Below are 25,102 nucleotides of genomic sequence, written 5' to 3'. Positions count from 1 at the left end.
CATCGCATGGGGTGCGGCAGTTTCGGGCATTAAGACAATACGAAAGATCCTGCCATTCAGAAGGTGAAATGCATAACCGGTGATGCAATTATCAGCTGCATCACCGGTTACAGGAATGGGTTACTGCTGTATAATCAGCCTGCTGTTCCATTGCAAACTGTGGGCTTCGTCCCTTTCATTTTTTATGATGATATGCACAATATAGCATCCTGCTGCAATTGCATCAGGCAGTATGATTTCTTTTTTCAATAAATTATCTGTGATCGGCACCGATTCACTGTAAACACTTTGCCCAAAGGCATTGGTTACCCAGATATTGCACAAATTATTTCCTGAATTAAGACCAACCTCTGTTTCAGCGTCCCTGATCTCGACAACAAAATTTCCGCTGGAAGGATTTGGATACAGGTACAGTGTTGCATTGCCAAAATGCTCGGTATCATCATTCAGGCGGCAATTGTAAATGACAGCGGTTACTGGGGAGGTATTACTGCAATTGCTTTGATTGGTAATAAGAACACTGTAAGCACCGGTTATCGTAGCAGTATAGTTTTGACCGGTTGCTCCGGCAACTATTGAATCGTTGCGATACCACTGATAGGTGTAGCCTGCACCGGCATCCGCCTGTAATTCAACAGAACCTGTTCCGCAGATGTCAAGACTGCCCAGTGGCGTGATGCCTGCTGCTATGGAATTTTCATCCGTCACCATGTCACAATCATCATCAATGCCATTGCAAAGTTCTGTTGCATCCGGATTTACATTGAAATTATTGTCATCGCAATCGACCGCAGAGTTGAAGCCATCCAGATCATTATCCGGCAGCGGACAGACCTTGCCATTGAAGTTTACATTAAGCAGTTGCAGTACGCCGCCTGTTGATGATGCGTTGAAACCATAAATCCTGCACACCAGTGTTTGAGTGGTTGTAAAATCCGCAAAGTCCCAAAGGATCGGTGTTGTTATGCCGCAATCCGAATTGCTTACTGAATAATCGCTGCTATTGTCAATCCAGCTACTACCGTTATCGGTGCTGAATGCAAAACGCAGAGAAGCAGGGCCAATTCCATTTCTTCTTACATCTGCTGAGAGTGAACCTGCCTCCAGCTGAAATCCTGCCTCACTGGTGATTGTGAATTGAACAGCCGGCAATGTTGTATCGAAAACGGTGGCAGCAGTATAATCTTTTGAAGAAAAGCCGGTGGGACATCCCGGTGCAAGTATAGAATTATTAACCAGTGACAGGTTGCTGCCGGTGGCATGCTGCGTAACAGACTGAGGGATTCCTGAAATGTTATCGGTGTAATGAAACACGTGCACATCCTCGTCAATCAGGGTATTACAATTATCATCTATTCCATTGCAGATATCCTGCAATCCGGGATTAATCATATTGTTATGATCATCACAATCAAAGAAGACATCATAGCCATCGTTATCTGCATCGGTAGCGGGGCATATGTTTCCTGACAGTGTTATGTTCAGCACTTGCAATACGCCGGTGCCGGATGATGCATTGAATCCATAGATCCGGAAAGTTACAGGTTGTGCGGAAGAGAAATTGCCGAAGTCCCAATTGGCATTTGTGGTAAGTCCGCAATCAGTATTCTCCAGCGAGATATCTGTGCCCTGATCTACCCATGTATTTCCGCCATCAACCGTATAGGCAAAACGGACGTTCGCAGGGCCAATACCATTTCTTCTTAAAGCTGCACTGAAGGAACCTGCAGCCACCACATATCCCGTCTGCGGAGTAATCGTGAATTCTATTCCAGGATAAGCGGTGCTGAATACTGTATTCGATGGAAAATTCTTGGCTGAAAATCCGGTTGGACATCCTGTTGCAATGCCAGCACCATTGACAAATATCAGATTGCCGGCGGTTGATTGCGCAGCAACAAACTGAGGGCTGCCGGAAATATCATCCGTGTAAACAAAGAGCTGTATTGGTTCATCCGTCTCACCATTGCAATTGTCATCAACACTGTTGCAAATCTCGGATGCAGAAGGTTTAATACTTGCATCTGCGTCATTACAATCTAAGCTGTTAGAAGCATAACCATAAGGCACGTTGCAAGCCTGTGTTGTGACGGCAACATCACCGAAAGTGTCATTATCGGCATCAGCATAGAAGGTGATCTTCACATCATCATCAATCTGTGTGTTACAATCATCATCCACGCTGTTGCAGATTTCGGTTGCGGAAGGTTTGATTGAGGCATCTGCATCGTTACAATCTAAGCTGTTGGCCACATAACCATATGGTACATTGCAAGCCAATGTGGTGACAGCAACATCACCGTAAGTGTCATTATCAGCATCAGCATAGAAGGTGAACTTCACACCTTCATCAATCTGTGTGTCACAGTTATCATCAATACTGTTACACATTTCGGTAATACCCGGATTGATACCGGCATTGGCATCATTGCAGTCTGTGCTGTTGGCCACGTAACCGGAAGGAGCGGAACAAGCCTGTGTGGTGACTGCGACATTGCCATAAGTGTCATTATCAGCATCGGCATAGAAAGTGAGCTTCACACCTTCATCAATCTGTGTGTCACAGTTATCATCAATACTGTTACACATTTCGGTAATACCCGGATTGATACCGGCATTGGCATCATTGCAGTCTGTGCTGTTGGCCACGTAACCGGAAGGAGCGGAACAAGCCTGTGTGGTGACTGCGACATTGCCATAAGTGTCATTATCAGCATCGGCATAGAAAGTGAGCTTCACACCTTCATCAATCTGTGTATCACAATTATCATCCACGCTGTTGCAGATTTCGGTTGCGGAAGGTTTGATTGAGGCATTTGCATCGTTACAGTCGGAGCTGTTGGCAACGTAACCATAAGGCACGTTGCAAGCCTGTGTTGTGACGGCAACATCACCGAAAGTGTCGTTATCGGCATCAGCATAGAAGGTGATCTTCACACCATCATCAATCTGTGTGTTACAATCATCATCCACGCTGTTGCAGATTTCGGTTGCGGAAGGTTTGATTGAGGCATCTGCATCGTTACAATCTAAGCTGTTGGCCACATAACCATATGGTACATTGCAAGCCAATGTGGTGACAGCAACATCACCGTAAGTGTCATTATCAGCATCAGCATAGAAGGTGAACTTCACACCTTCATCAATCTGTGTGTCACAGTTATCATCAATACTGTTACACATTTCGGTAATACCCGGATTGATACCGGCATTGGCATCATTGCAGTCTGTGCTGTTGGCCACGTAACCGGAAGGAGCGGAACAAGCCTGTGTGGTGACTGTGACATTGCCATAAGTGTCATTATCAGCATCGGCATAGAAGGTGATCTTCACACCATCATCAATCTGTGTGTTACAATCGTCATCCACGCTGTTGCAGATTTCGGTTGCGGAAGGTTTGATTGAGGCATCTGCATCGTTACAATCTAAGCTGTTGGCCACATAACCATATGGTACATTGCAAGCCAATGTGGTGACAGCAACATCACCGTAAGTGTCATTATCGGCATCTGCATAGAAGGTGATCTTCACACCTTCGTCAATCTGTGTATCACAATCATCGTCCACGCTGTTACAGATCTCCGTCGCCAAAGGTTTGATTGAGGCATCTGCATCGTTACAGTCTAAGCTGTTGGCAACATAACCATAAGGCATGTTGCAAGCCTGCGTAGTGACAGCAGCATTGCCATAAGTATCATTATCAGCATCAGCATAGAAGGTAAGCTTCACACCTTCATCAATCTGTGTATCACAATCATCATCAACAGTGTTACAGATCTCCGTTGCGGAAGGTTTGACAGCAGCATTAGCATCATTGCAATCTAAACTGTTAGCCACGAAACCCGAAGGAGCCGTACAAGCCTGCGTAGTGACGGCAACATCACCGAAAGTGTCATTATCGGCATCAGCATAGAAGGTGATCTTCACACCATCATCAATCTGTGTGTTACAATCGTCATCCACGCTGTTGCAGATTTCGGTTGCGGAAGGTTTGATTGACGCATCTGCATCGTTACAATCTAAGCTGTTGGCCACATAACCATATGGTACATTGCAAGCCAATGTGGTGACAGCAACATTACCGTAAGTGTCATTATCAGCATCTGCATAGAAGGTGATCTTCACACCTTCATCAATCTGTGTGTTACAATTATCATCCACACTGTTACAGATCTCTGTTGCTGAAGGCTTAACGGCAGCATTAGCATCATTACAATCTAAACTGTTAGTAACGTAACCGGAAGGAGCAGTACAAGCCTGCGTAGTGACGGCAACATCACCGTAACTGTCATTATCGGCATCGGCATAGAAGGTGAGCTTCACACCTTCATCAATCTGTGTATCGCAATCATCATCTACAGTATTACAGATCTCTGTTGCAGAAGGCTTAACGGCAGCATTGGCATCGTTACAATCCAAACTGTTTGCTACATATCCCGAAGGAGCAGTGCAAGCCTGCGTAGTGACAGCAACATTTCCATAAGTGTCATTATCGGCATCGGCATAGAAGGTGAGCTTCACACCTTCATCAATCTGTGTATCGCAATCATCATCTACAGTATTACAGATCTCCGTCGCCGAAGGTTTGACTGAAGCATTAGCATCATTACAATCAAAACTGTTTGCCACATAGCCCGAAGGAGCCGTACAAGCCTGCGTAGTGACAGCAGCATTACCATAAGTGTCATTATCAGCATCAGCATAGAAGGTGAGCTTCACACCTTCATCAATCTGTGTATCGCAATCATCATCTACAGTATTACAGATCTCCGTCGCCGAAGGTTTGACAGCAGCATTAGCATCATTACAATCAAAACTGTTTGCCACATAGCCCGAAGGAGACGTACAAGCCTGCGTAGTGACAGCAGCATTACCATAAGTGTCATTATCAGCATCAGCATAGAAGGTAAGCTTCACACCTTCATCAATCTGTGTATCGCAATCATCGTCCACGCTGTTACAGATCTCTGTTGCAGAAGGCTTAACGGCAGCATTAGCATCATTACAATCTAAACTGTTTGCTACATATCCCGAAGGAGCCGTACAAGCCTGCGTAGTGACAGCAGCATTACCGTAAGTGTCATTATCGGCATCGGCATAGAAGGTGATCTTCACGCCTTCATCTATCTGTGTGTCGCAGTTGTCATCGGTGCTGTTGCATACTTCTGTTGCTCCTGGATGAATGGCAGGATTGTTATCGTTGCAGTCAGCACTTACATCAAAGCCATCACCATCGATATCGGTTACCGGGCAAACTCTGCCATTGAGGGTTACATTGATCAATTGCAGAATACCGGTGGTTGCCGAAGCATTAAAGCCATAGATCCTGAATCGGAGCGAGGAAGTAGCAGTGAAATCGGCAAAGTCCCAGGAAGCCGGCGTCATCAGTCCGCAGCTTTTGCTGGTCAGTGATTGATTAGCACCCTGGTCGGTCCAGGTGGAACCATTATCCCGGCTATAAGCAAAACGGATGGAAGCGGGCCCGCTTCCACTTCTTCTTAATTCAGCTGTGAAGGAAGCTGCTTCTATTTTGTAACCGGGTGTTGGGGTGATGGTAAATTCCACTGCCGGCAAAGTGTTACTAAAAACAAGAGCAGGCGTGAAGTTTTTAGAAGAAAACCCTGAGGGGCAGGTAGTGCTGACATCAGCTGAGTTGATTCGGATAAGATTGCTTGCTGTTGCATTGGAGGCGAATGATAAAGGAATACCGGCAGTGTTATCCGTATAGTTGTAGACCTTAATGGACTCATCAATCTGCGTGTTGCAGTTATCATCAATACTGTTACACATTTCGGTAATACCCGGATTGATACCGGCATTGGCATCATTGCAGTCAGTGCTGTTAGCTACGTAACCGGAAGGAGCCGTACAAGCCTGCGTAGTGACAGCAGCATTACCATAAGTGTCATTATCAGCATCGGCATAGAAAGTGATCTTCACACCTTCATCAATCTGTGTATCGCAATCATCATCTACAGTATTACAGATCTCCGTTGCGGAAGGTTTTATACTTGCATTAGCATCATTGCAGTCAGTACTGTTAGCTACATAGCCCGAAGGAGCCGTACAAGCCTGTGTGGTGACAGCAACATTACCGTAAGTGTCATTATCGGCATCAGCGTAGAAGGTAAGCTTCACGCCTTCATCAATCTGTGTATCGCAATCATCATCCACACTGTTACAGATTTCAGTTGCTGAAGGCTTAACGGCAGCATTGGCATCGTTACAATCCAAACTGTTTGCTACATATCCCGAAGGAGCAGTACAAGCCTGCGTAGTGACAGCAACATTACCATAAGTGTCATTATCAGCATCGGCATAGAAAGTGATCTTCACACCTTCATCAATCTGTGTATCACAATCATCATCTACAGTGTTACAGATCTCTATTGCCGAAGGTTTGACAGCAGCACTAGCATCATTACAATCTAAACTGTTAGCCACGAAACCGGAAGGAGCCGTACAAGCCTGCGTAGTGACAGCAGCATTACCATAAGTGTCATTATCAGCATCAGCATAGAAGGTAAGCTTCACGCCTTCATCAATCTGTGTATCGCAATCATCATCCACACTGTTACAGATTTCAGTTGCTGAAGGCTTAACGGCAGCATTAGCATCATTGCAGTCAGTACTATTTGAAACGTAACCGTTAGGAGCCGAACAAGCCTGCGTAGTGACAGCAGCATTACCATATGTGTCATTATCGGCATCAGCATAGAAGGTAAGCTTCACACCTTCATCAATCTGTGTATCACAATCATCATCCACACTGTTACAGATTTCAGTTGCTGAAGGCTTAACGGCAGCATTGGCATCGTTACAATCCAAACTGTTTGCCACGTAACCGGAAGGAGCAGTACAAGCCTGAGTTGTGACAGCGATATTACCATAAGTGTCATTATCAGCATCAGCATAGAAGGTAAGCTTCACACCTTCATCAATCTGTGTATCACAATCATCATCAACAGTGTTACAGATCTCTGTCGCCGAAGGCTTAACGGCAGCATTGGCATCATTACAATCTAAACTGTTTGCCACATAACCCGAAGGAGCGGTACAAGCCTGAGTTGTGACGGAAATATTCCCATAAGTGTCATTATCGGCATCGGCATAGAATGTGATCTTCACGCCTTCGTCAATCTGCGTATCGCAATCATCATCTACAGTATTACAGATCTCTGTTGCAGAAGGCTTAATAGAAGCATTGGCATCATTGCAGTCTGTGCTGTTGGCCACGTAACCGGAAGGAGCAGTACAAGCCTGAGTTGTGACAGCGATATTACCATAAGTGTCATTATCAGCATCAGCATAGAAGGTAAGCTTCACACCTTCATCAATCTGTGTGTTACAATTATCATCTACGCTGTTACAGATTTCAGTTGCTGAAGGCTTAACGGCAGCATTAGCATCATTGCAGTCAGTACTATTTGAAACGTAACCGTTAGGAGCCGTACAAGCCTGCGTGGTGACAGCAGCATTACCGTAAGTGTCATTATCGGCATCAGCGTAGAAGGTAAGCTTCACGCCTTCATCAATCTGTGTATCGCAATCATCATCTACAGTGTTACAGATCTCCGTCGCCGAAGGTTTGATACTTGCATTGGCATCGTTACAATCTAAACTGTTAGCCACGAAACCGGAAGGAGCCGAACAAGCCTGCGTAGTGACAGCAGCATTACCATAAGTGTCATTATCAGCATCGGCATAGAAAGTGATCTTCACACCTTCATCAATCTGTGTGTCGCAGTTGTCATCGGTGCTGTTGCATACTTCTGTTGCTCCGGGATGAATGGCAGGATTGTTATCGTTACAGTCAACACTTACATCAAAGCCATCACCATCGATATCGGTTACCGGGCAAACTCTGCCATTGAGGGTTACATTGATCAACTGAAGCACTCCAGAAGTAGCAGAAGCATTGAAACCATAAACCCTGAACTTCACGGGTTGCTGAGAAGAGAAGTCATTGAAATCCCAGGCGGCTGCCGTCATGGTACCGCAAACGGAAGTGGCAACGGACTGATTGGAACCCTGATCAATCCAGGTGGTGCCACCATTGATGCTATAGGCAAATCGGATGGAAGCGGGCCCTCCGGAACTTCTCCTCAGGTTAGCTGAGAAAGACTGAGCTTCCACCCTGAAGCCGCTGGCCGGCGTGAGGGTGAACTCAATGGCCGGTAAGGATGAGGCAAAGGTGGTGGTAACGGGGAAGTTTTTGGTTGAAAATCCGGTAGGGCATGTGCCTGACCCTGCAGGCACAGCTGCCCCGTTAACACGTGTGAGATTGCCGGCCGTTGCATTGGAGGCGAATGATAAAGGAATACCGGCAGTGTTATCCGTGTAGTTGTAGACCTTAATGGACTCATCAATCTGCGTGTTGCAGTTATCATCAATACTGTTACACATTTCGGTAATACCCGGATTGATACCGGTATTGGCATCATTGCAGTCAGTGCTGTTAGCTACGTAACCGGAAGGAGCGGAACAAGCCAGTGTAGTGACAGCAACATTACCATAAGTGTCATTATCAGCATCGGCATAGAAAGTGAGCTTCACACCTTCATCAATCTGTGTGTTACAATTATCATCTACGCTGTTACAGATTTCAGTTGCTGAAGGCTTAACGGCAGCATTAGCATCATTGCAGTCAGTACTGTTAGCTACATAGCCCGAAGGAGTCGTGCAAGCCTGTGTGGTGACAGCAACATTACCGTAAGTGTCATTATCAGCATCAGCATAGAAGGTGATCTTCACACCTTCATCAATCTGTGTATCGCAATCATCATCTACAGTGTTACAGATCTCCGTGGCCGAAGGTTTGACAGCAGCGTTGGCATCATTGCAGTCAGTACTATTTGAAACGTAACCGGAAGGAGCCGTACAAGCCTGCGTAGTGACAGCAACATTGCCGTAAGTGTCATTATCAGCATCAGCATAGAAGGTGAGCTTCACACCTTCATCAATCTGTGTGTTACAATTATCATCTACGCTGTTACAGATTTCAGTTGCTGAAGGCTTAACGGCAGCATTGGCATCGTTACAATCCAAACTGTTTGCCACGTAACCGGAAGGAGCCGTACAAGCCTGCGTAGTGACAGCAACATTGCCGTAAGTGTCATTATCAGCATCAGCATAGAAGGTGATCTTCACGCCTTCATCAATCTGTGTATCGCAATCATCATCTACAGTGTTACAGATTTCCGTGGCCGAAGGTTTGACAGCAGCATTAGCATCATTACAATCTAAACTGTTTGCCACATAACCCGAAGGAACAGTACAAGCCTGAGTTGTGACGGAAATATTCCCATAAGTGTCATTATCGGCATCGGCATAGAATGTGATCTTCACGCCTTCATCAATCTGTGTATCGCAATCATCATCTACAGTGTTACAGATCTCTGTTGCGGAAGGTTTGATACTTGCATTGGCATCGTTACAATCTAAACTGTTTGCCACATAACCCGAAGGAGCAGTGCAAGCCTGCGTAGTGACAGCAGCATTACCGTAAGTGTCATTATCAGCATCGGCATAGAAAGTGAGCTTCACACCTTCATCAATCTGTGTATCGCAATCATCATCTACACTGTTACAGATTTCAGTTGCTGAAGGCTTAACGGTAGCATTGGCATCGTTACAATCCAAACTGTTTGCAACATAACCCGAAGGAGCGGTGCAAGCCTGCGTTGTGACGGAAATATTCCCATAAGTGTCATTATCGGCATCGGCATAGAATGTGATCTTCACGCCTTCGTCAATCTGCGTATCGCAATCATCATCTACAGTGTTGCAAAGTTCCGTCGCACCGGGATGAATGGCAGGGTTGTTATCATTGCAATCAGCGCCTGCAAGAAATCCATCTCCATCAGCATCGGCAACGGTGCAAACTTTTCCATTGATTGTTACATTCAAAAGCTGTAGTATACCTGAGGTAGAAGATGCATTGAAACCATAGATCCTGAATTTGAGGGCACTTCCTGTTGAGAAATCCGCAAAATCCCAGCTGACATTGGTCATCGCACCACATGCAGTATTGGCAAGGGATTGATTTATTCCCTGATCGAACCAGCTTGCACCACCATTAATGCTGTAGGCGAGTCGGACACTGGCAGGGCCGCTTGAGCTTCTTCTCAGTTCTGCAGTTAATGATTCGGCAGAGACACTGTATCCGGCCGACGGTGTGATGGTGAATTCAACGGCGGGTAAGGAAGTATCGAAAATTGTGGGTGTAGTGAAAAACTTCGAAGAAAATCCTGTCGCGCAGGCAGCAGTGCCTGCAGAAGATGCGCCATTCACACGGGTGAGGCTTGTTCCGGTGCTGTGCGGCGAAACAAAAAATGGAACGCCGGATGTGTTGTCTGCATAATTGTAAATTTTTATGGATTCATCCGTAAATCCGTTACAGTTATCATCTACATTGTTGCAGGTTTCCGTGGCCGTAGGTTTAATGTTTGCATTGGCATCATTACAATCCGTGTTGTTCGATACATAACCGGAAGGCGCGATACAGGAAGCTGTTGTAACGGATGGATTCCCGAAAGTATCGTTATCAGCATCAGCGTAAAAAGTGGATTTTACATTCTCATCGGTCTGCGAATCGCAGTTATCATCAAGCCCATTGCAAATCTCAACTACTGACGGATTGATGGAAGCATTGGCATCATTGCAGTCGGTATTGTTGGCAACATAACCTAAGGGTGCGGTGCAAGCCTGCACAGTGACACCGGCATCACCATAAGTGTCGTTATCGGCATCAGCGAAGAAGGTAATCTTCACGCCCTCATCAATCTCTGTATCACAATCATCATCCAGGTTATTGCATACTTCCACGGCATTTGGATAAATGCCGGCATTGGCATCGTTGCAGTCTGTCAGTGCATTATAGCCATCGTTATCAAAATCGGGTATCAAACAAACATTGCCTATCAGGTTTACATTCAGTAATTGAAGTATTCCTGAAGTGGAGGATGCATTGAATCCATAAATCCGGAAGATGATTTGCTGGTATGCTGAAAAATCATTGAAGTCCCAGTTTGCACTGGTCATAATACCACAATCTGTGTTTGACAGCGACAGGTCAAAGCCCTGATCTGTCCATGTATTGCCGCCATCTGTGCTGTAGGCAAGCCGGAGTGATGCCGGGCCGCTGGCATTTCTTCTGCCTTCGATAGAAAGACTGCTTGCATTCACCTGGTAACCTGCATCCGGTGTAATAAAAAATTGTAAGGCAGGAAGTGCCGTGTTAAAAGCAGGGCTGTTTGCAAATCCTTTGACAGAAATGCCTGTCAGGCACGCACCTGAACCGGTGGCAACCGAAGCGGTGTTAACAGGCAGCAGGTTTGTTACTACAGCATGTGAAGCGTAAGATGCAGGTATGCCGGAAGTGTTCGTAGTATAATGATAGGCCTGTATTGGTTCATCCGTTATGCCATCGCAGTTGTCATCCGCATTATTGCAGGTTTCCGCCTGCGCAGGATTGATGGCGGCATTGCTGTCATTGCAATCATCACTGTTGGAAACAATACCTGCGCCCTGGGCACAGGCCAGTATTGTTACGGCAGCATTGCCATAGGTATCAAGATCAGCATCAGCATAAAAAGTTAATTTGACATTTTCATCTGTCTGTCCGTCGCAGTTGTCATCGGTATTATTGCAGGTTTCTGTCGCACCCGGAAATACAGCAGGGTTTATATCATTACAATCGATGGCAGATTCATAGCCATCGCCATCTGCATCAACAATCACACAGACTTTACCCAGCACATACACATTGAGTAACTGCAATGCGCCTGACGTTCCGGAAGCATTAAATCCATAAATTCTGAATTTTACAGGCTGGTAAATGCTGAAATCGGTAAAGTCCCAAGCCGTTGTGATTGTAGTTCCGCATCCTGAATTAGGAGCAGCCTGATTGATGCCCTGGTCAATCCAGGAGTTGCCGCCATCCTTGCTGTAAGCGAATCTGAGTGAAACCGGACCGGCACTGCTTCGTCTGATATCGGCGCCAAATGAGGCGGCATCAATCTTATATCCGCTTGCCGGTGTAATGGTGAATTCAACGGCCGGCAGCGAGGTGGAGAAAGTCGTGGTTGACGGGTAATTTTTTGTTGTATATCCTGTCGGGCATGTATTGGCAACAATGGCTGTGTTTACACACGTAAGGTTGGTGACGGTTGTATGGATATCGAAAGATGACGGAACTCCGTTGTTGGTATTCGTATAATTATAAATTTTAGTGGCTTCATCAGCGGTTCCATTACAGTTATCATCCAGCCCGTTACAGGTTTCTGCTGCACCAGGATTAACCGCTACATTGGCATCATTGCAATCACTATTGGCAGATACATATCCTGAAGGAGCAACGCATCCGGTCACCGATACAGCACTGTTGCCATATAAATCATTATCACTGTCTGCATAAAAAGTGAGAATGACACCTTCATCCACCTGCGTGTCACAATTATCATCAAGGGTGTTGCAGATTTCAATCGCACCCGGATGAACAGCAGTATTGTTGTCATTGCAATCGGTGAGATCTGCCACGTATCCGGAAGGAGGTGCACAGGCAACGGTGCTGATGGCGGCATTGCCGAAGTTATCATGATCGCTGTCGGCATAATAAGTTGCCTGCAGGCCTTCATCAATTTGTGTATCACAATCATCATCGAGTGCATTGCAGATTTCAGCTGCACCGGGATAAATAGCAGGATTGAGGTCATTACAATCAACGGTGGAATTATATCCGTCACCGTCATTGTCGGTGATCACCTGGCATATGTTGCCATAGAAATTGACATTGAGCAGTTGCAATGAACCGGTAGTGGAAGAGGCATCGAAGCCATAAATCCGGAACATGATCTTTTCTGTGGCTGTGAAATCAGCGAAATCCCAGGATGACGGAGTCATCACGCCGCATTCCTTGTTCAGCAAAGCCTGGTTGATGCCCTGGTCAATCCAGGTGCTGCCGCCGTTGGTGCTGTAAGCAAACCGCACTTTAGAAGGCCCGCCACCATTTCTTCTCAGTTCTGCTGAAAAAGAAGTTGCTTCAGTACGATAGCCTGAAACAGGTTGGATGGTGAACTCTATTGCCGGCAGCGAAGTGCTGAAGGTGGTGGTGGAGGTGAAGTTTTTTACTGAGAAACCATTGGCACAGCCGGAAGCTGATATAGCTCCATTCACCATAGCAAAATTGGTGATTGTTGCATGCAGATCTGCATAAGCAGGTATGCCTGTGGTATTGTCGGTAAACTGATAGATGGTGGCGGACTCATCGGTGAGTGCATCACAATCATCATCTATGGTGTTACATGTTTCCCTTACAGCAGGATTGATGGCACCGTTGCTATCGTTGCAGTCGGTGCTATTAAGGACGTATCCGGAAGGCAGCACGCAAACGGAATTCGATACTGCTGCATTGCCATAACCATCATTGTCGGCATCTGCAAAGCATAACAAGCTCACCCCTTCATCAGTTAATGTGTTGCAATTATCATCTATCGCATTGCAGATTTCTGCTGCTGCCGGATTGATGACTGCATTATTGTCATTGCAATCTGTATTGTTTGCCGCATATCCGGAAGGCTTGGTACAGGCGTCAGTCATTATTGCCGGATTGCCATAGGTGTCATTATCAGCATCTGCATAGAATGTTGTTTTTACACCTTCATCAATCTGTGTATTGCAATTGTCGTCGAGCCCATTACATACTTCGGTAGCGCCGGGATTGATTGCGGAATTGTTGTCATTGCAATCAATAACATTGGTATAGCCATCCAAATCGGCATCTACAGTGATAGGGCATACATTACCGTTGATGTTCAGGTTAAGTACCTGCAGCACGCCTGTCAGGCTATTGGCTTTGAAACCATAGATCCGGAATTTTACAGGCACGGTACTGCTAAAGTCATTGATGTCCCAAGTAAAATGGGTGGTGCCGGCGCAATTGCCATTCAGCACACTTTGATCAATACCCTGGTCAATCCAGGAACTGCCGCCATTGATGCTATAGGCAAAACGAACGAATGCAGGACCGCTTCCGTTTTTTCTGAGATCAACAGAGAAAAAAGACGGTTGAACCTGGTAACCGGATTGTGGAGAAAGAGTGAATTCTACAGCAGGTAAATTGGTATTGTAAGAAGAAGCATTCGTGAAGTTCTGCAGCATCAAACCCGTTGAACAGCCGGTAGTAACGGCAGCATTGTTAACTCCGGTAAGATTGGTAGCCGTTGCTTGAACGGATACAAAGGAAGGTGATCCTGAGGTGCTGTTGGTATAAGTGAAGATCATCACTTCTTCATCAATAGCCGTATTGCAATTGTCATCAACGTAATTGCAGATCTCAGCAGCGCCCGGTTTGATAAGTGCATTGGCATCATTGCAATCCGCATTGTTGGTAACATATCCGGAAGGCAACGTGCAGGCTAATGTAGTGGCAAGCGGATTTCCATAGGTGTCATTATCAGCGTCAGCAAAGAAAGTTGTCTTGGCGCCTTCATCAACCTCCGCATTGCAGTTTTCATCGAGCCCATTGCATATTTCGGATGCATTAGGATGAATGACAGCGCTGGCATCATTGCAGTCGGTATTGTCGGCTACAAATCCGGTGGAAGCATTGCAGGCCAGTGTGGTGGATGACGGGTTACCGTAACCATCATTATCTGCATCCGCATAAAAAATGATAGTGGCACCTTCATCGATATCAATATTGCAGTTGTCATCAATACCATTGCAGATTTCGGCTGCGCCAGGATGTGTTGTCGGGTTGTTATCGTCACAATCAATGGAAGCATTATATCCGTCACCATCATCATCGGCAAGCGGGCAGATATTACCATCGAGGTTTACATTCAGCAGCTGCAACACGCCCCCTGTGGAAGCTGCATTGAAAGCGTATATCCGGAACCTCACGGTTTGAATGGTAATGAAATCATCGAAGTCCCAGATGGTGTTATTCGTTGTTCCGCAGGCAGCATTAGCTACACTGTGATTGATGCCTTCATCGATCCATGTATTGCCGTTATCGAGGCTGTAAGCAAAACGAATCTGTGTGGGTCCGCTACTGCTTCTTCTGAGTGCTGCAGATACTGATGTTGCACCAAGCTGGAATCCGCTATTGGCCAGGAAGCTGAATTCAATAGCCGGCAGGGTATCGCCGAATGTCGTTGCGCTTGTAAAATTTTTGGCCGAAAGGCCTGTCGGGCATTGGATGGTTGTTAAAGCGCCGTTAACCAAAGACAAGTTAGAGGCCGTAGCTTTTGCATCTACCGTAGCCGGAATACCTGACACATTATCGGTATAGTGATAAACCTGCACCGCTTCATCATATGCACCATTACAATTGTCGTCAATGCCATTACATGTTTCGGGTGTATTGGGTTGTATGCCGGCATTTGCATCATTGCAGTCACTGTTATTACCGACGAATCCTGCGGGCACAATACATGCTGCTGTGGTAACGGCGGGATTGCCGAAAGAGTCGAGGTCGTTATCCGCATAAAATGTCGTCTGCACCCCGTCATCGTTTACACCGTCACAATCATCATCAATAAGATTGCAGGATTCTGCCGCATCAGGATGAATCGCTGCTTCATTATCGTTGCAATCCGTGTGATCACTCACATAACCCGGCGGCGCCGGACAGGTTACCACTTTCACTGCTGCATTGCCATACAGGTCGTTGTCAGCATCCATATAAAATGTTGCACTTGCTCCTTCATCTGTCTGTGTATCGCAGTCATCATCAATGGCATTGCATTGTTCTGGTGCACCAGGGTAAACAGTGGCTATCGCGTCGTTACAATCGGTGTTGAATGACACATAACCTGCCGGCGGTGTACAAGCCTGTGTTGTTACGGCATTATTGCCATAGGCATCATTATCTGCATCGGCATAAAAAGTAATTTTTACGCCTTCATCAATTTGTCCGTTACAGTCATCATCCAGAGTATTGCATACTTCCGTTGCATTGGGATGAATCGTTGCATTGGCATCATTGCAGTCAACAATGGTATTATAGGTGTCATTATCAGCGTCGAGGATCTGGCAGATATTACCGGTCAGCCGCGCATTCATCACCTGCAGAACACCTGAAATGGCAGATGCATTGTACCCGTAAATTCTTACTGTAACTGGCTGGCCAGTCGCGAAATCGGCAAAGTCCCAGTTCAGGCTGGTCATGTTTCCGCAAAGGGCATTGGACAAATCATGATCAATTCCCTCATCGGTCCAGCTGCTTCCTCCATTGGTACTGTATGCCAAGCGTACTTTTGCAGGCCCTGCTCCGCTTCTCCTCAGGTCCACCGAAAAGGAAGTGCCATTCACCTGATATCCTGCATTCTGGGTGATAGTAAATTCAACAGCCGAAAGCGTATTACTGAAAGCGGTGGCAGTGGAAAAATTTTTCACCGAATATCCCGTCAGGCAGGCCGAGGTACCGCTGGCAATACCAGCACCATTTACCGGTTTCAGATTGGATCCTACTGAAACAAAGCTGATTGATTCCGGAACGCCGGACGTATTACTGACATAGTCATATATCCTGACCGGTTCATCAATTGCTGCATCGCAGTTATCATCCAAGCCGTTGCATGTTTCCGCAGCATTCGGATGAATGGAAGTATTTGCGTCGTTGCAATCAATGTTATTGATAACGTAACCGGAAGGTAGTGAACATGCAAGCGTCGTCGCAAGCGGACTGCCATAGGTATCGTTATCTGCATCAGCATAAAAGACAGTCTGCACTCCGTCATCAATCTGTGTATCACAGTCTTCATCAATTCCATTGCATATTTCCGCAACACCGGGATGGATAGCCTGATTATTATCGTTACAATCTTCATTGTTCTGCACTGTTCCTCCCGGAGCCGCACAGGCAGGCGAGCTCACAGCAGGATTTCCATAACCATCATTATCCGCATCTGCGTAAAATGTAATTTTAACACCTTCATCAATCTGTGTGTTGCAGTTTTCATCAATGCCATTGCATTTCTCTGCGGCATTCGGATGAATGGCGGGATTGGCATCGTTGCAATCCAGTGATGCGATATATCCGTCATGGTCATCGTCAAACATCAGGCAGACCGTACCATTCAGCGTTACATTCAGCACTTGCAGCACACCACTCGCTGCAGCAGCATTGTAGCCATACATCCTCACTATCATTGGCTGCGAGGAAATGAAATCAGCAAAATCCCAGGAGGAGGTGAAACCAACACCGCAGGCACTGTTATTTACACTGAAATCAGTGCCCTGGTCAATCCATGTGCTGCCTCCGTTTATACTATAGGCAAACCTGACCTTGGCAGGGCCGTTGCTGTTTCTTCGCAGGTCGGCCGTAAAGGAAGAGAGTTGCAACTGGTAACCGGCTGCAGGCGTGACCGTAAACTGTACTGCTGGCAAAGCATTATTAAAGGCATTGCCGGTGGAGAAACTCTTGGAAGAAAATCCGTTTTCACAAATTGAAATGGTCAATGCACCGTTCACCCTTGTGAGGTTGGTGGCAGTAGCATTCACGGAAATGCCGGCAGGTATTCCTGCCAGGTCATTCGTATAGCTATATGCTTTCATCGGTTCATCAATGGAACCATTGCAATTGTCATCTATGCTGTTGCAGGTTTCGGTGGCTGTTGGCCTGACGGCATTGCTGCCATCGTTACAATCCGTGTTATTGATGGTATAGCCGGAAGGTACAATCGAACATGCTGCAATGGTGGCAGAAGGATTACCGAACCCGTCGCTATCCGCATCGAGGTAATAGGTGGTTTGTACTCCTTCATCAGACAGTGCATCGCAGTCATCATCATGGCCGTTGCAGACTTCAGCAGCATTCGGATAAACGGCTGCATCGGCATCATTACAATCGCCGGCATTCAGAATAAAACCGGGAGTTAATATACAGGTGTTGGTAGCCGTGGACGGATTGCCAAAGCCGTCTCCATCGGCATCCTGGAAATAGGTTTGATTAAAGCAATCACCCTTCAGCCGGATCACCCAGCCGTCTTCGCCTGCATATTTGCCCGACACTTCACCGTCATACGAGCTGGTATAGCCGGCTACGAAATAATCTCCGTTGGCTGATTGCGTGATACTTCTGCCATAATCATTATCGGTGCCACCGATGGCCCGTTGCCAGATCAGCTTTCCATCAAGGTCAACTTCAAAAGCCCAGATGTCATACAAGCCATGGTTGCCGGTAATATTACCGCCGTCAGAGCCGGTGTGGCCGGCAACGAGGTAACCGGTATGATCTATGTTTTCTTCAATGGAATAAGCGTATTCCAGCGAGCCGCCTCCAAATGCTTTTTCCCAGATGATATTCCCGGCAGTATCGAGCTTCACCACCCATATATCCTGATCATCATGCTTGGTTTCTACATCACCATCTTCAGAATTGGTATAACCGGCAAAGACGAAACCGCCGTCCGTTGTTTCAATGGCTGCACGTGCCGCATCTTCCAGGCTGCCGCCATAACAGCGCGCCCATTCAATATTCCCCAGCGAATCCGTTTTTACGATATAAGCGTCATCTTCACCATGGTTGCCCGTTGCATCTTTATCGTTGGAATCTGTGAAGCCGGAGATAATAAAACCGTGATCTGAAGTGATCTCCACCGAACTGCCTTCCTCATGTTTTGATCCGCCGATATTTCTCTGCCACAATATGTTACCATTCACATCTAACCTTACCAGCCAGTAATCGGCATCTTCTGTTGTCTTTCCGGTTACGTTTCCATCCATTGACTTAACGCCGCCAAAAGCGATGTAGCCACCATCAGCAGTCTGCTGAACACTGTAGCCAAGGTCAAGCAGTGATCCGCCCAGTGTTTTTTGCCATTGCAGTTCGCCCTGGCTGCCTACCTTTACAACCCAGTAATCAAATCCGCCATGGTTGCCAGTAACATCGAGATAGTCGCCGAGTGAGGTAGCATGGCCGGCAATGATGTATCCGCCATCACTGGTTAGTTCAATATGTCTTCCCCATTCCTGCCCGTTGCCTCCATAGGTTTTAAGCCATTGTATGTTGCCAAAGGCATCCATCTTTGCCACCAAAAGGTCATCATCGCCTTTATTGATGGCAACGTCTCCATCCGTTGATTTGCTGAATCCGGTGATGACGCAGCCTCCGTCGGGTGTTCGTTTCAGATCACGTATTTCATCCTGCAGGTTTCCGCCAACCGGCCTTTGCCACAGGATAGATAATGGATCAACCTGTGCCATCAAAGAACCGGAAATGAAAAGCGTAATCAGACCCAAAACAAAAGGCAGCACGCCCCTTGAATATGTAAACTTCAACATGAATAATGGAATTTTAGTTAATGGTTAACCCTGCATGCCATCGCAGACCGTGAACGAAATGGTGTTGAGGAATGCAAATGAATTACCGTGAAAAGCCTGCATTGAATAACTTTTGAATAAGATGGCAAATCTATGCTTCCGTTCCTTCTTATCCAAAGCCTAATATACGTTAAAATACCTTTAAGGATTTTAGTTTCGGCATGCATTTTTTAGCTGCATAAATTCCTCAGGAATGCATGGTCAATATTGGTAATGCTGCCATTGGTTTTTTCAGTTGATTATGGCAATCCTGATGAGCATAAAAATCTTTATCAGCATTAAGACAGGCCTGCAAATGTTCAATTATGGCCCGGATTCAGTTTTCTTCACTTCTTTCTCTACCGAGCGCAGTTTTTTTTCGCAGAAGGCGATCAGCTCATGAGCCTGCTTTACTTTTTCCGCAAGTTCGTCTACCTGTATTTCATCGGATTCCATCTGCGCTACCAGTTTTTCGAGGACGGCATAGGCGCTGCTATAGCTCAGGTTCGTTTTCATAGGGCGTTTTGTCAGTGACGTTACTGTGAATAATCGTGGATTTCAGAATCGTTTTTATGGAAGCATGAACATTAATCTGCTGCGGATCCGAAATAATCTTTTCATCCTGCACCACCACTGCAAATCCTTTGGCAAGCAGCATGGAAGGGCTTAAATTTTTTACCAGCCTTTCCATAGCCTTCAGTTCTGTCTTGCGGTTCCTGAGATAGTTTGCTGTTGCCTGTTTCACTGCTGTTTTGATCAGGGCAAGTTGCTGGTTATTCACCTGCAGCATTTGATTCAAAGCCGAGAAAAAACGCTCTTTTAAGTTGAGCATATCCTGCTCAAAATTCAGGTTGTGGTCTACAATAGATGCTGCTGCTTTCGTAGGTGTTTTACTGGCCTGTGCCATGAGGTCGGTGATGCTGATGTTTCTGTCGTGACCTATACCCGTCAGTATAGGGATTGGAAAGGTGGCAACCGCTTTGGCCAGTTCGTAGTTGTCGAATGGTTTGAAATCTGTTTCTGATCCGCCGCCCCGTACAATCACCACTACATCATAGGAACGGGCTGAACCGCCAATTTGCTGCAACTGACTACACATCATTTCGCTGGCCTGCTCACCCTGTATCTGCACGTTGTATTCACGGATTTCAAATGAATAGCCATACCTGTTGTTCTTCAACTCCTGCAGGAAGTCCCTTTCACCATCCGAATTTTTTGCAGCGATCAGTGCAATGCGCTGTATCACCACGGGCAGTGGCAGCATATTGTTTTTCGTTATGTATTGGCCGTCTTCCAGCCGGATATGCTCCGGGTTTTCTTTCACCAGCCGCTGTAGCACGGCCTCGCGGTCCATGGCCAGTTTGCCAAGGGCAAAGGAGGTATCGATTTCCAGCACCTCCAGCGTGAGGCCATAACGCTTATGAAAACGTACACGAACACGGCAACTGATCAGCAGGCCGTTGGCAAAAAGCTGCCTTGTCTGTTGTTCAAAAAGTTCGATGTGGTGGTAAGTGCCGCCCCAGAAAACGCCTTTGATTTCTGTAGTTATTGTATTTCCTTCCTTTTCGATGAACTTGATAAAACACCACCTTTTGTCGGGATATTTTTTTACATCGGTAATCTCGGCATTCACCCAAAATGAAGTGCCTTCGAAACGGTCTTCCAGCGTTTCCTGTATCTCATTCACCAATGCTGAAAGTCGCATGAGGACGGGCATGATTCAAAAATAAATAAATTAAAGCCGGTGCTCAAGGTGAATGGTCAATCAGGGGATGCTCCTGTCATGGCTGCCGGAAGGTGAAATGAAAATGATAATTTTTCTATCCCTGCAATATCTCCGGATTCAGGGAGGTATCTGCATACGCTGAAGCAACCGGCAACAGCAATACCGCGCGTAGCCAGTTGCCCGGTAAATCATAAACCCTGATTAATAAAAAAATATATCGTTAAAAATTAGGTGGTTAGTTATATTTAGCTACCTTTCTCATAACATTCTCTAACCCAACAAATCCACTTACACATGAGAAAATTCTCCTTCTCCATGGCCATCTTATTGTTGATGGCCGGCGGCTTGTTCGCTCAGCAACGGAATTGCGGTACCATGGATCATCTCCACTGGCTGCAGCAGCAGGATCCCAATCTTGCGCTCCGCATGCAGGACATTGAAAATGCCACACAGTCTTATATTGCTGCTAATGGCGGTGAAACACGGACGGTAGTGACCATTCCGGTAGTCGTGCATGTATTGTACAATACCACAGCACAGAATATTTCTGATGCGCAGATACAGGCGCAAATCAATCAGCTGAATGCCGACTATGCACGACTCAACACAGATGCCGGTAACACGCCCTCCGTCTGGCAATCCACAGCCGCCAACTGCGAAGTGCAGTTCTGCCTGGCACAGCGCGATCCGAATGGAGCTGCAACTACCGGTATCGTTCGCAAGTCAACAACGGCAACTTCCTTTTCTTCCAATGATAACGCCAAGCATAACAGCACCGGTGGTGATGATGCCTGGCCTGCCGGTTCTTATCTGAATCTCTGGTCGGTGAACCTCGGTGGCGGATTGCTGGGCTATGCACAGTTTCCGGGTGGTGCTGCTGCCACAGATGGTGTGGTGGTATTGTATTCCTCTGTCGGCAGCCTTGCACAACCCGGCACTGCTTCACCCTATAACTATGGCAGAACGCTTACGCATGAAGTTGGCCATTGGCTGAACCTCTATCATATCTGGGGTGACGACGGCACTGCCTGCACCGGAACAGATAATGTTTCCGATACACCCAACCAGGCAGATGAGAATTACGGTTGCCCTGTTTTCCCGACGGTGTCCTGCAGCAATGGCCCCAATGGCGATATGTTTATGAATTACATGGATTATACGGATGATGGCTGCATGAACATGTTTACTGCCGGTCAGAAGGCAAGAATGCAGGCATTGTTTGCCACCGGTGGTGCCCGTCTTTCACTCACCACTTCATCCGGATGCACACCACCCAGCACTTCCTGTGGTACACCTTCCGGGCTGAGCGCTTCTTCCATCACCAGCTCATCGGCAACGGTAAGCTGGTCAGCTGTAAGTGGAGCAACGAGTTACAACGTGCAATATAAACTCTCCAGCAGTTCGACCTGGACAACCACCACTTCCACCACAACTTCTAAAGCGCTGACCGGCCTTACAGCCAGCACCGTTTACAATTACCAGGTACAGGCTGTTTGTGCAAGTGGCAGTTCCGCTTACTCCACAGCATCGTCTTTTACTACCCTGTCTTCCGGCGGCACCACTTATTGCGCATCCAATGGTATCAGTCAGACCTATGAATACATCGACCTCGTAACATTCGGCAGCATCTCCAGAACATCGGGTGCTGATGCAGGAGGTTACTACAATGGCAGTGCTTCAGTGGCTGTTGTCAATAAAGGTTCGGCATACACTATTACTACCAGCGCCGGGTTTTCCGGAAGCACCTATGCGGAACAGTGGGCTGTTTTCTGCGACTGGAATGCCGACGGGGATTTCACCGATGCCGGTGAAACTGCCGCATCCTTCTCTTCATCTGCAGCGGGTAATAATACCGCTACCATCACGATACCGGCTACAGCTTCCACCGCTACCACTCGCATGAGAGTGAGCATGAAATATGGCGCGGCACCCACTTCCTGTGAATCATTTGCCGAAGGGGAAGTGGAAGATTACTCCCTTAACATACAAGCCGGAAGCGGTGGCGGATGCGTGGAAACCTACGAATCCAATAATACCAGCGCTACAGCCAAACCTGTATCGGTGGGTGTTGACATTTCTTCACAGATCAGCACCGCATCTGACCTTGACTGGTATTCATTCGCCAATACCACTACCAATAAAAATATCAAAATAACGCTCACCACGCTGCCTGCCGATTATGACATCAAGCTCTATAATCCGAGCGGCACGAATGTGAAGACTTCGCAAAATGGCGGCACTACCAGCGAAACGATTATCTACAATACATCAACCGTTGGCACTTACAAGATTCAGGTGTATGGATACAGCGGCGCCTACAGCAATACGGCCTGCTATACCATGAAAATCCTGACCAGCAGCACTGCCTTCCGTTTTGAAGAGGGTGCCCAGGAATTGCTGACTGTTAAGACTGATTTACAGGTGTATCCCAATCCTGTTGCGGATAACATGACACTTCAGTTTACCGGTGAAGGCAAGGGCGATGCTCAGATCAGTGTGTACAACCTGCTTGGGCAAAGAATGTATACAGCTGATGTGCTCGCATTGGAAGGTGATAACCTCTTCAACCTCGATGTGCAGGCATTTACCAATGGCACGTATATCGCCGAAGTGATGCACAACGGTACGGCATTGCGGAAGCAATTTGTGATTGCACACTGATAAGTTATTGCTGATTGACAAGGAAGCCGCTTCAACCGAGGCGGCTTCTTTTTTTGCTTTTAGTTTATCCGCATCCATTACTTTTGAAGCATGCAGATCGCAGCTCTCTACCGGCAATTCCTGCTGTCGACAGGCGTATCCACCGATACCCGGAAGATTGATCATGGCAAAATTTTTTTTGCGCTGAAAGGGGAAAACTTCAATGGCAATCTGTTTGCCGAAGAAGCATTACGCAATGGCGCATTGCTTGTTATCGCAGATGAACCGCATTTTGCCCATGATGCACGGATAGTTGTGGTGGAGAATGCTTTAACCGTCCTGCAGCAACTGGCTCGTCACCACCGGCAAGTGTTGCAGCTCAAGGTACTGGCGGTATGTGGCAGTAATGGAAAAACAACTACCAAAGAGATAATCTCACGGGTACTGCAAAACCGGTACAGGGTTTTTGCTACGCAAGGAAACCTAAACAATCACATCGGCGTGGCGCTGACACTGCTTTCCATTCCCGCAGGCACTGAAATAGCCGTGGTGGAAATGGGCGCCAATCATGCAGGCGAAACTAAACGGCTTTGTGAAATCGGGGCACCCGACTGCGGCCTCATCACCAACAATGGCAAAGATCACCTCGAAGGATATGGAAGCCTCGATGGCGTGAGAAAAGGAAACGGGGAACTGTACGATTATTTGCGGCTGCATAACGGAACTGCCTTTGTAAGTGCAGATCAGCCCGATCTGATGGAAGACAGCGCTGACCTACGCCGCGTAACGTATGGTGAAAGTAAGGATGCCACGTATCAAGGAAAAATAACTGCTGTTTTTCCATTTCTGAAAATAAGCCTGGAGCAGGAAGGCTATGAACTGGAAACACAACTCATCGGTCGCTATAACTTCGACAACGTCATGGCTGCCGTAGCAGCAGGATCATACTTTGGCATTGCAAAGGAAGCATTGCAGCAATCAATTGCTGCTTATGTACCTTCCAACAACCGGTCGCAGTTGTTACAAAAGGATGGCAATACATTTATCCTGGATGCTTACAATGCGAATCCATCCAGTATGCAGGCAGCACTGTTAAACTTTACGCAGATGCCCGTGGAAAATAAAATCCTGATTTTGGGCGACATGCTGGAGCTGGGTGCATTCAGCCTGCAGGAACACCGCAGCATGCTGGAAAATATTGATGCTGAAAAATTCATGAATGTAGTGCTGGTGGGAAAAGAATTTGGCAAAGCACTGGGACAATCCGCCCATGAAATGCTTCATTTCGATACGGTAAATGATTTAAAAAGCTGGTTTCAGCAACAGCACTTTTCCGGTTGTTACGTTTTGTTAAAAGGCTCCAGGTTAATCGGACTTGAGAATCTGGTAGTTTAACGGATTGATTGCATGCATCAGCGGCTCGCATTC

Annotated in this window: 5 protein-coding genes; 2 read left to right on the top strand and 3 right to left on the bottom strand. The window is 46.7% G+C overall.

Translation table 11 applies throughout. The features are described 5' to 3' along the window. Window positions 1–120: 120 nt before the first annotated feature. The 3 genes from K1X61_07775 to xseA form a co-directional block, all read right to left on the bottom strand. The gene (locus K1X61_07775) at window positions 121–19,290 is read right to left on the bottom strand and encodes a putative metal-binding motif-containing protein (GenBank protein ID MBX7108528.1); all 19,170 of its coding nucleotides are present in this window, start codon (window positions 19,288–19,290) and stop codon (window positions 121–123) included. Between the two features lie 342 nt (window positions 19,291–19,632). After that, complete coding sequence (gene xseB, locus K1X61_07770; protein ID MBX7108527.1) at window positions 19,633–19,824, bottom strand: exodeoxyribonuclease VII small subunit; 192 nt, start codon at window positions 19,822–19,824, stop codon at window positions 19,633–19,635. Beyond that, the gene (gene xseA, locus K1X61_07765) at window positions 19,802–21,025 is read right to left on the bottom strand and encodes an exodeoxyribonuclease VII large subunit (GenBank protein ID MBX7108526.1); all 1,224 of its coding nucleotides are present in this window, start codon (window positions 21,023–21,025) and stop codon (window positions 19,802–19,804) included. The genes xseB and xseA overlap by 23 nt, the downstream gene beginning before the upstream one ends. A gap of 303 nt (window positions 21,026–21,328) precedes the next feature. Here xseA and K1X61_07760 point away from each other — a divergent pair, with 303 nt between their 5' ends. Next, a complete protein-coding gene (locus tag K1X61_07760; GenBank protein MBX7108525.1) occupies window positions 21,329–23,695 on the top strand; it encodes a T9SS type A sorting domain-containing protein in 2,367 nt (788 codons plus the stop codon). Between the two features lie 90 nt (window positions 23,696–23,785). Next, window positions 23,786–25,069: a UDP-N-acetylmuramoyl-tripeptide--D-alanyl-D-alanine ligase gene (locus K1X61_07755; protein ID MBX7108524.1), complete on the top strand. Its 1,284-nt coding sequence runs from the start codon at window positions 23,786–23,788 to the stop codon at window positions 25,067–25,069. Window positions 25,070–25,102: the final 33 nt, after the last annotated feature.

It is taken from the genome of Chitinophagales bacterium (assembly GCA_019694975.1).
In the GTDB taxonomy this organism is placed as follows: domain Bacteria; phylum Bacteroidota; class Bacteroidia; order Chitinophagales; family UBA10324; genus JACCZZ01.
This window is presented reverse-complemented; position numbering and strand designations above follow the sequence as displayed.

Coding starts and splice junctions, on each gene's coding strand:
- K1X61_07755 (MBX7108524.1), top strand. CDS start 23,786: ATGCAGATCGCAGCTCTCTACCGGCAATTCCTGCTGTCGACAGGCGTA.
- xseB (MBX7108527.1), bottom strand. CDS start 19,824: ATGAAAACGAACCTGAGCTATAGCAGCGCCTATGCCGTCCTCGAAAAA.
- K1X61_07775 (MBX7108528.1), bottom strand. CDS start 19,290: ATGTTGAAGTTTACATATTCAAGGGGCGTGCTGCCTTTTGTTTTGGGT.
- K1X61_07760 (MBX7108525.1), top strand. CDS start 21,329: ATGAGAAAATTCTCCTTCTCCATGGCCATCTTATTGTTGATGGCCGGC.
- xseA (MBX7108526.1), bottom strand. CDS start 21,025: ATGCCCGTCCTCATGCGACTTTCAGCATTGGTGAATGAGATACAGGAA.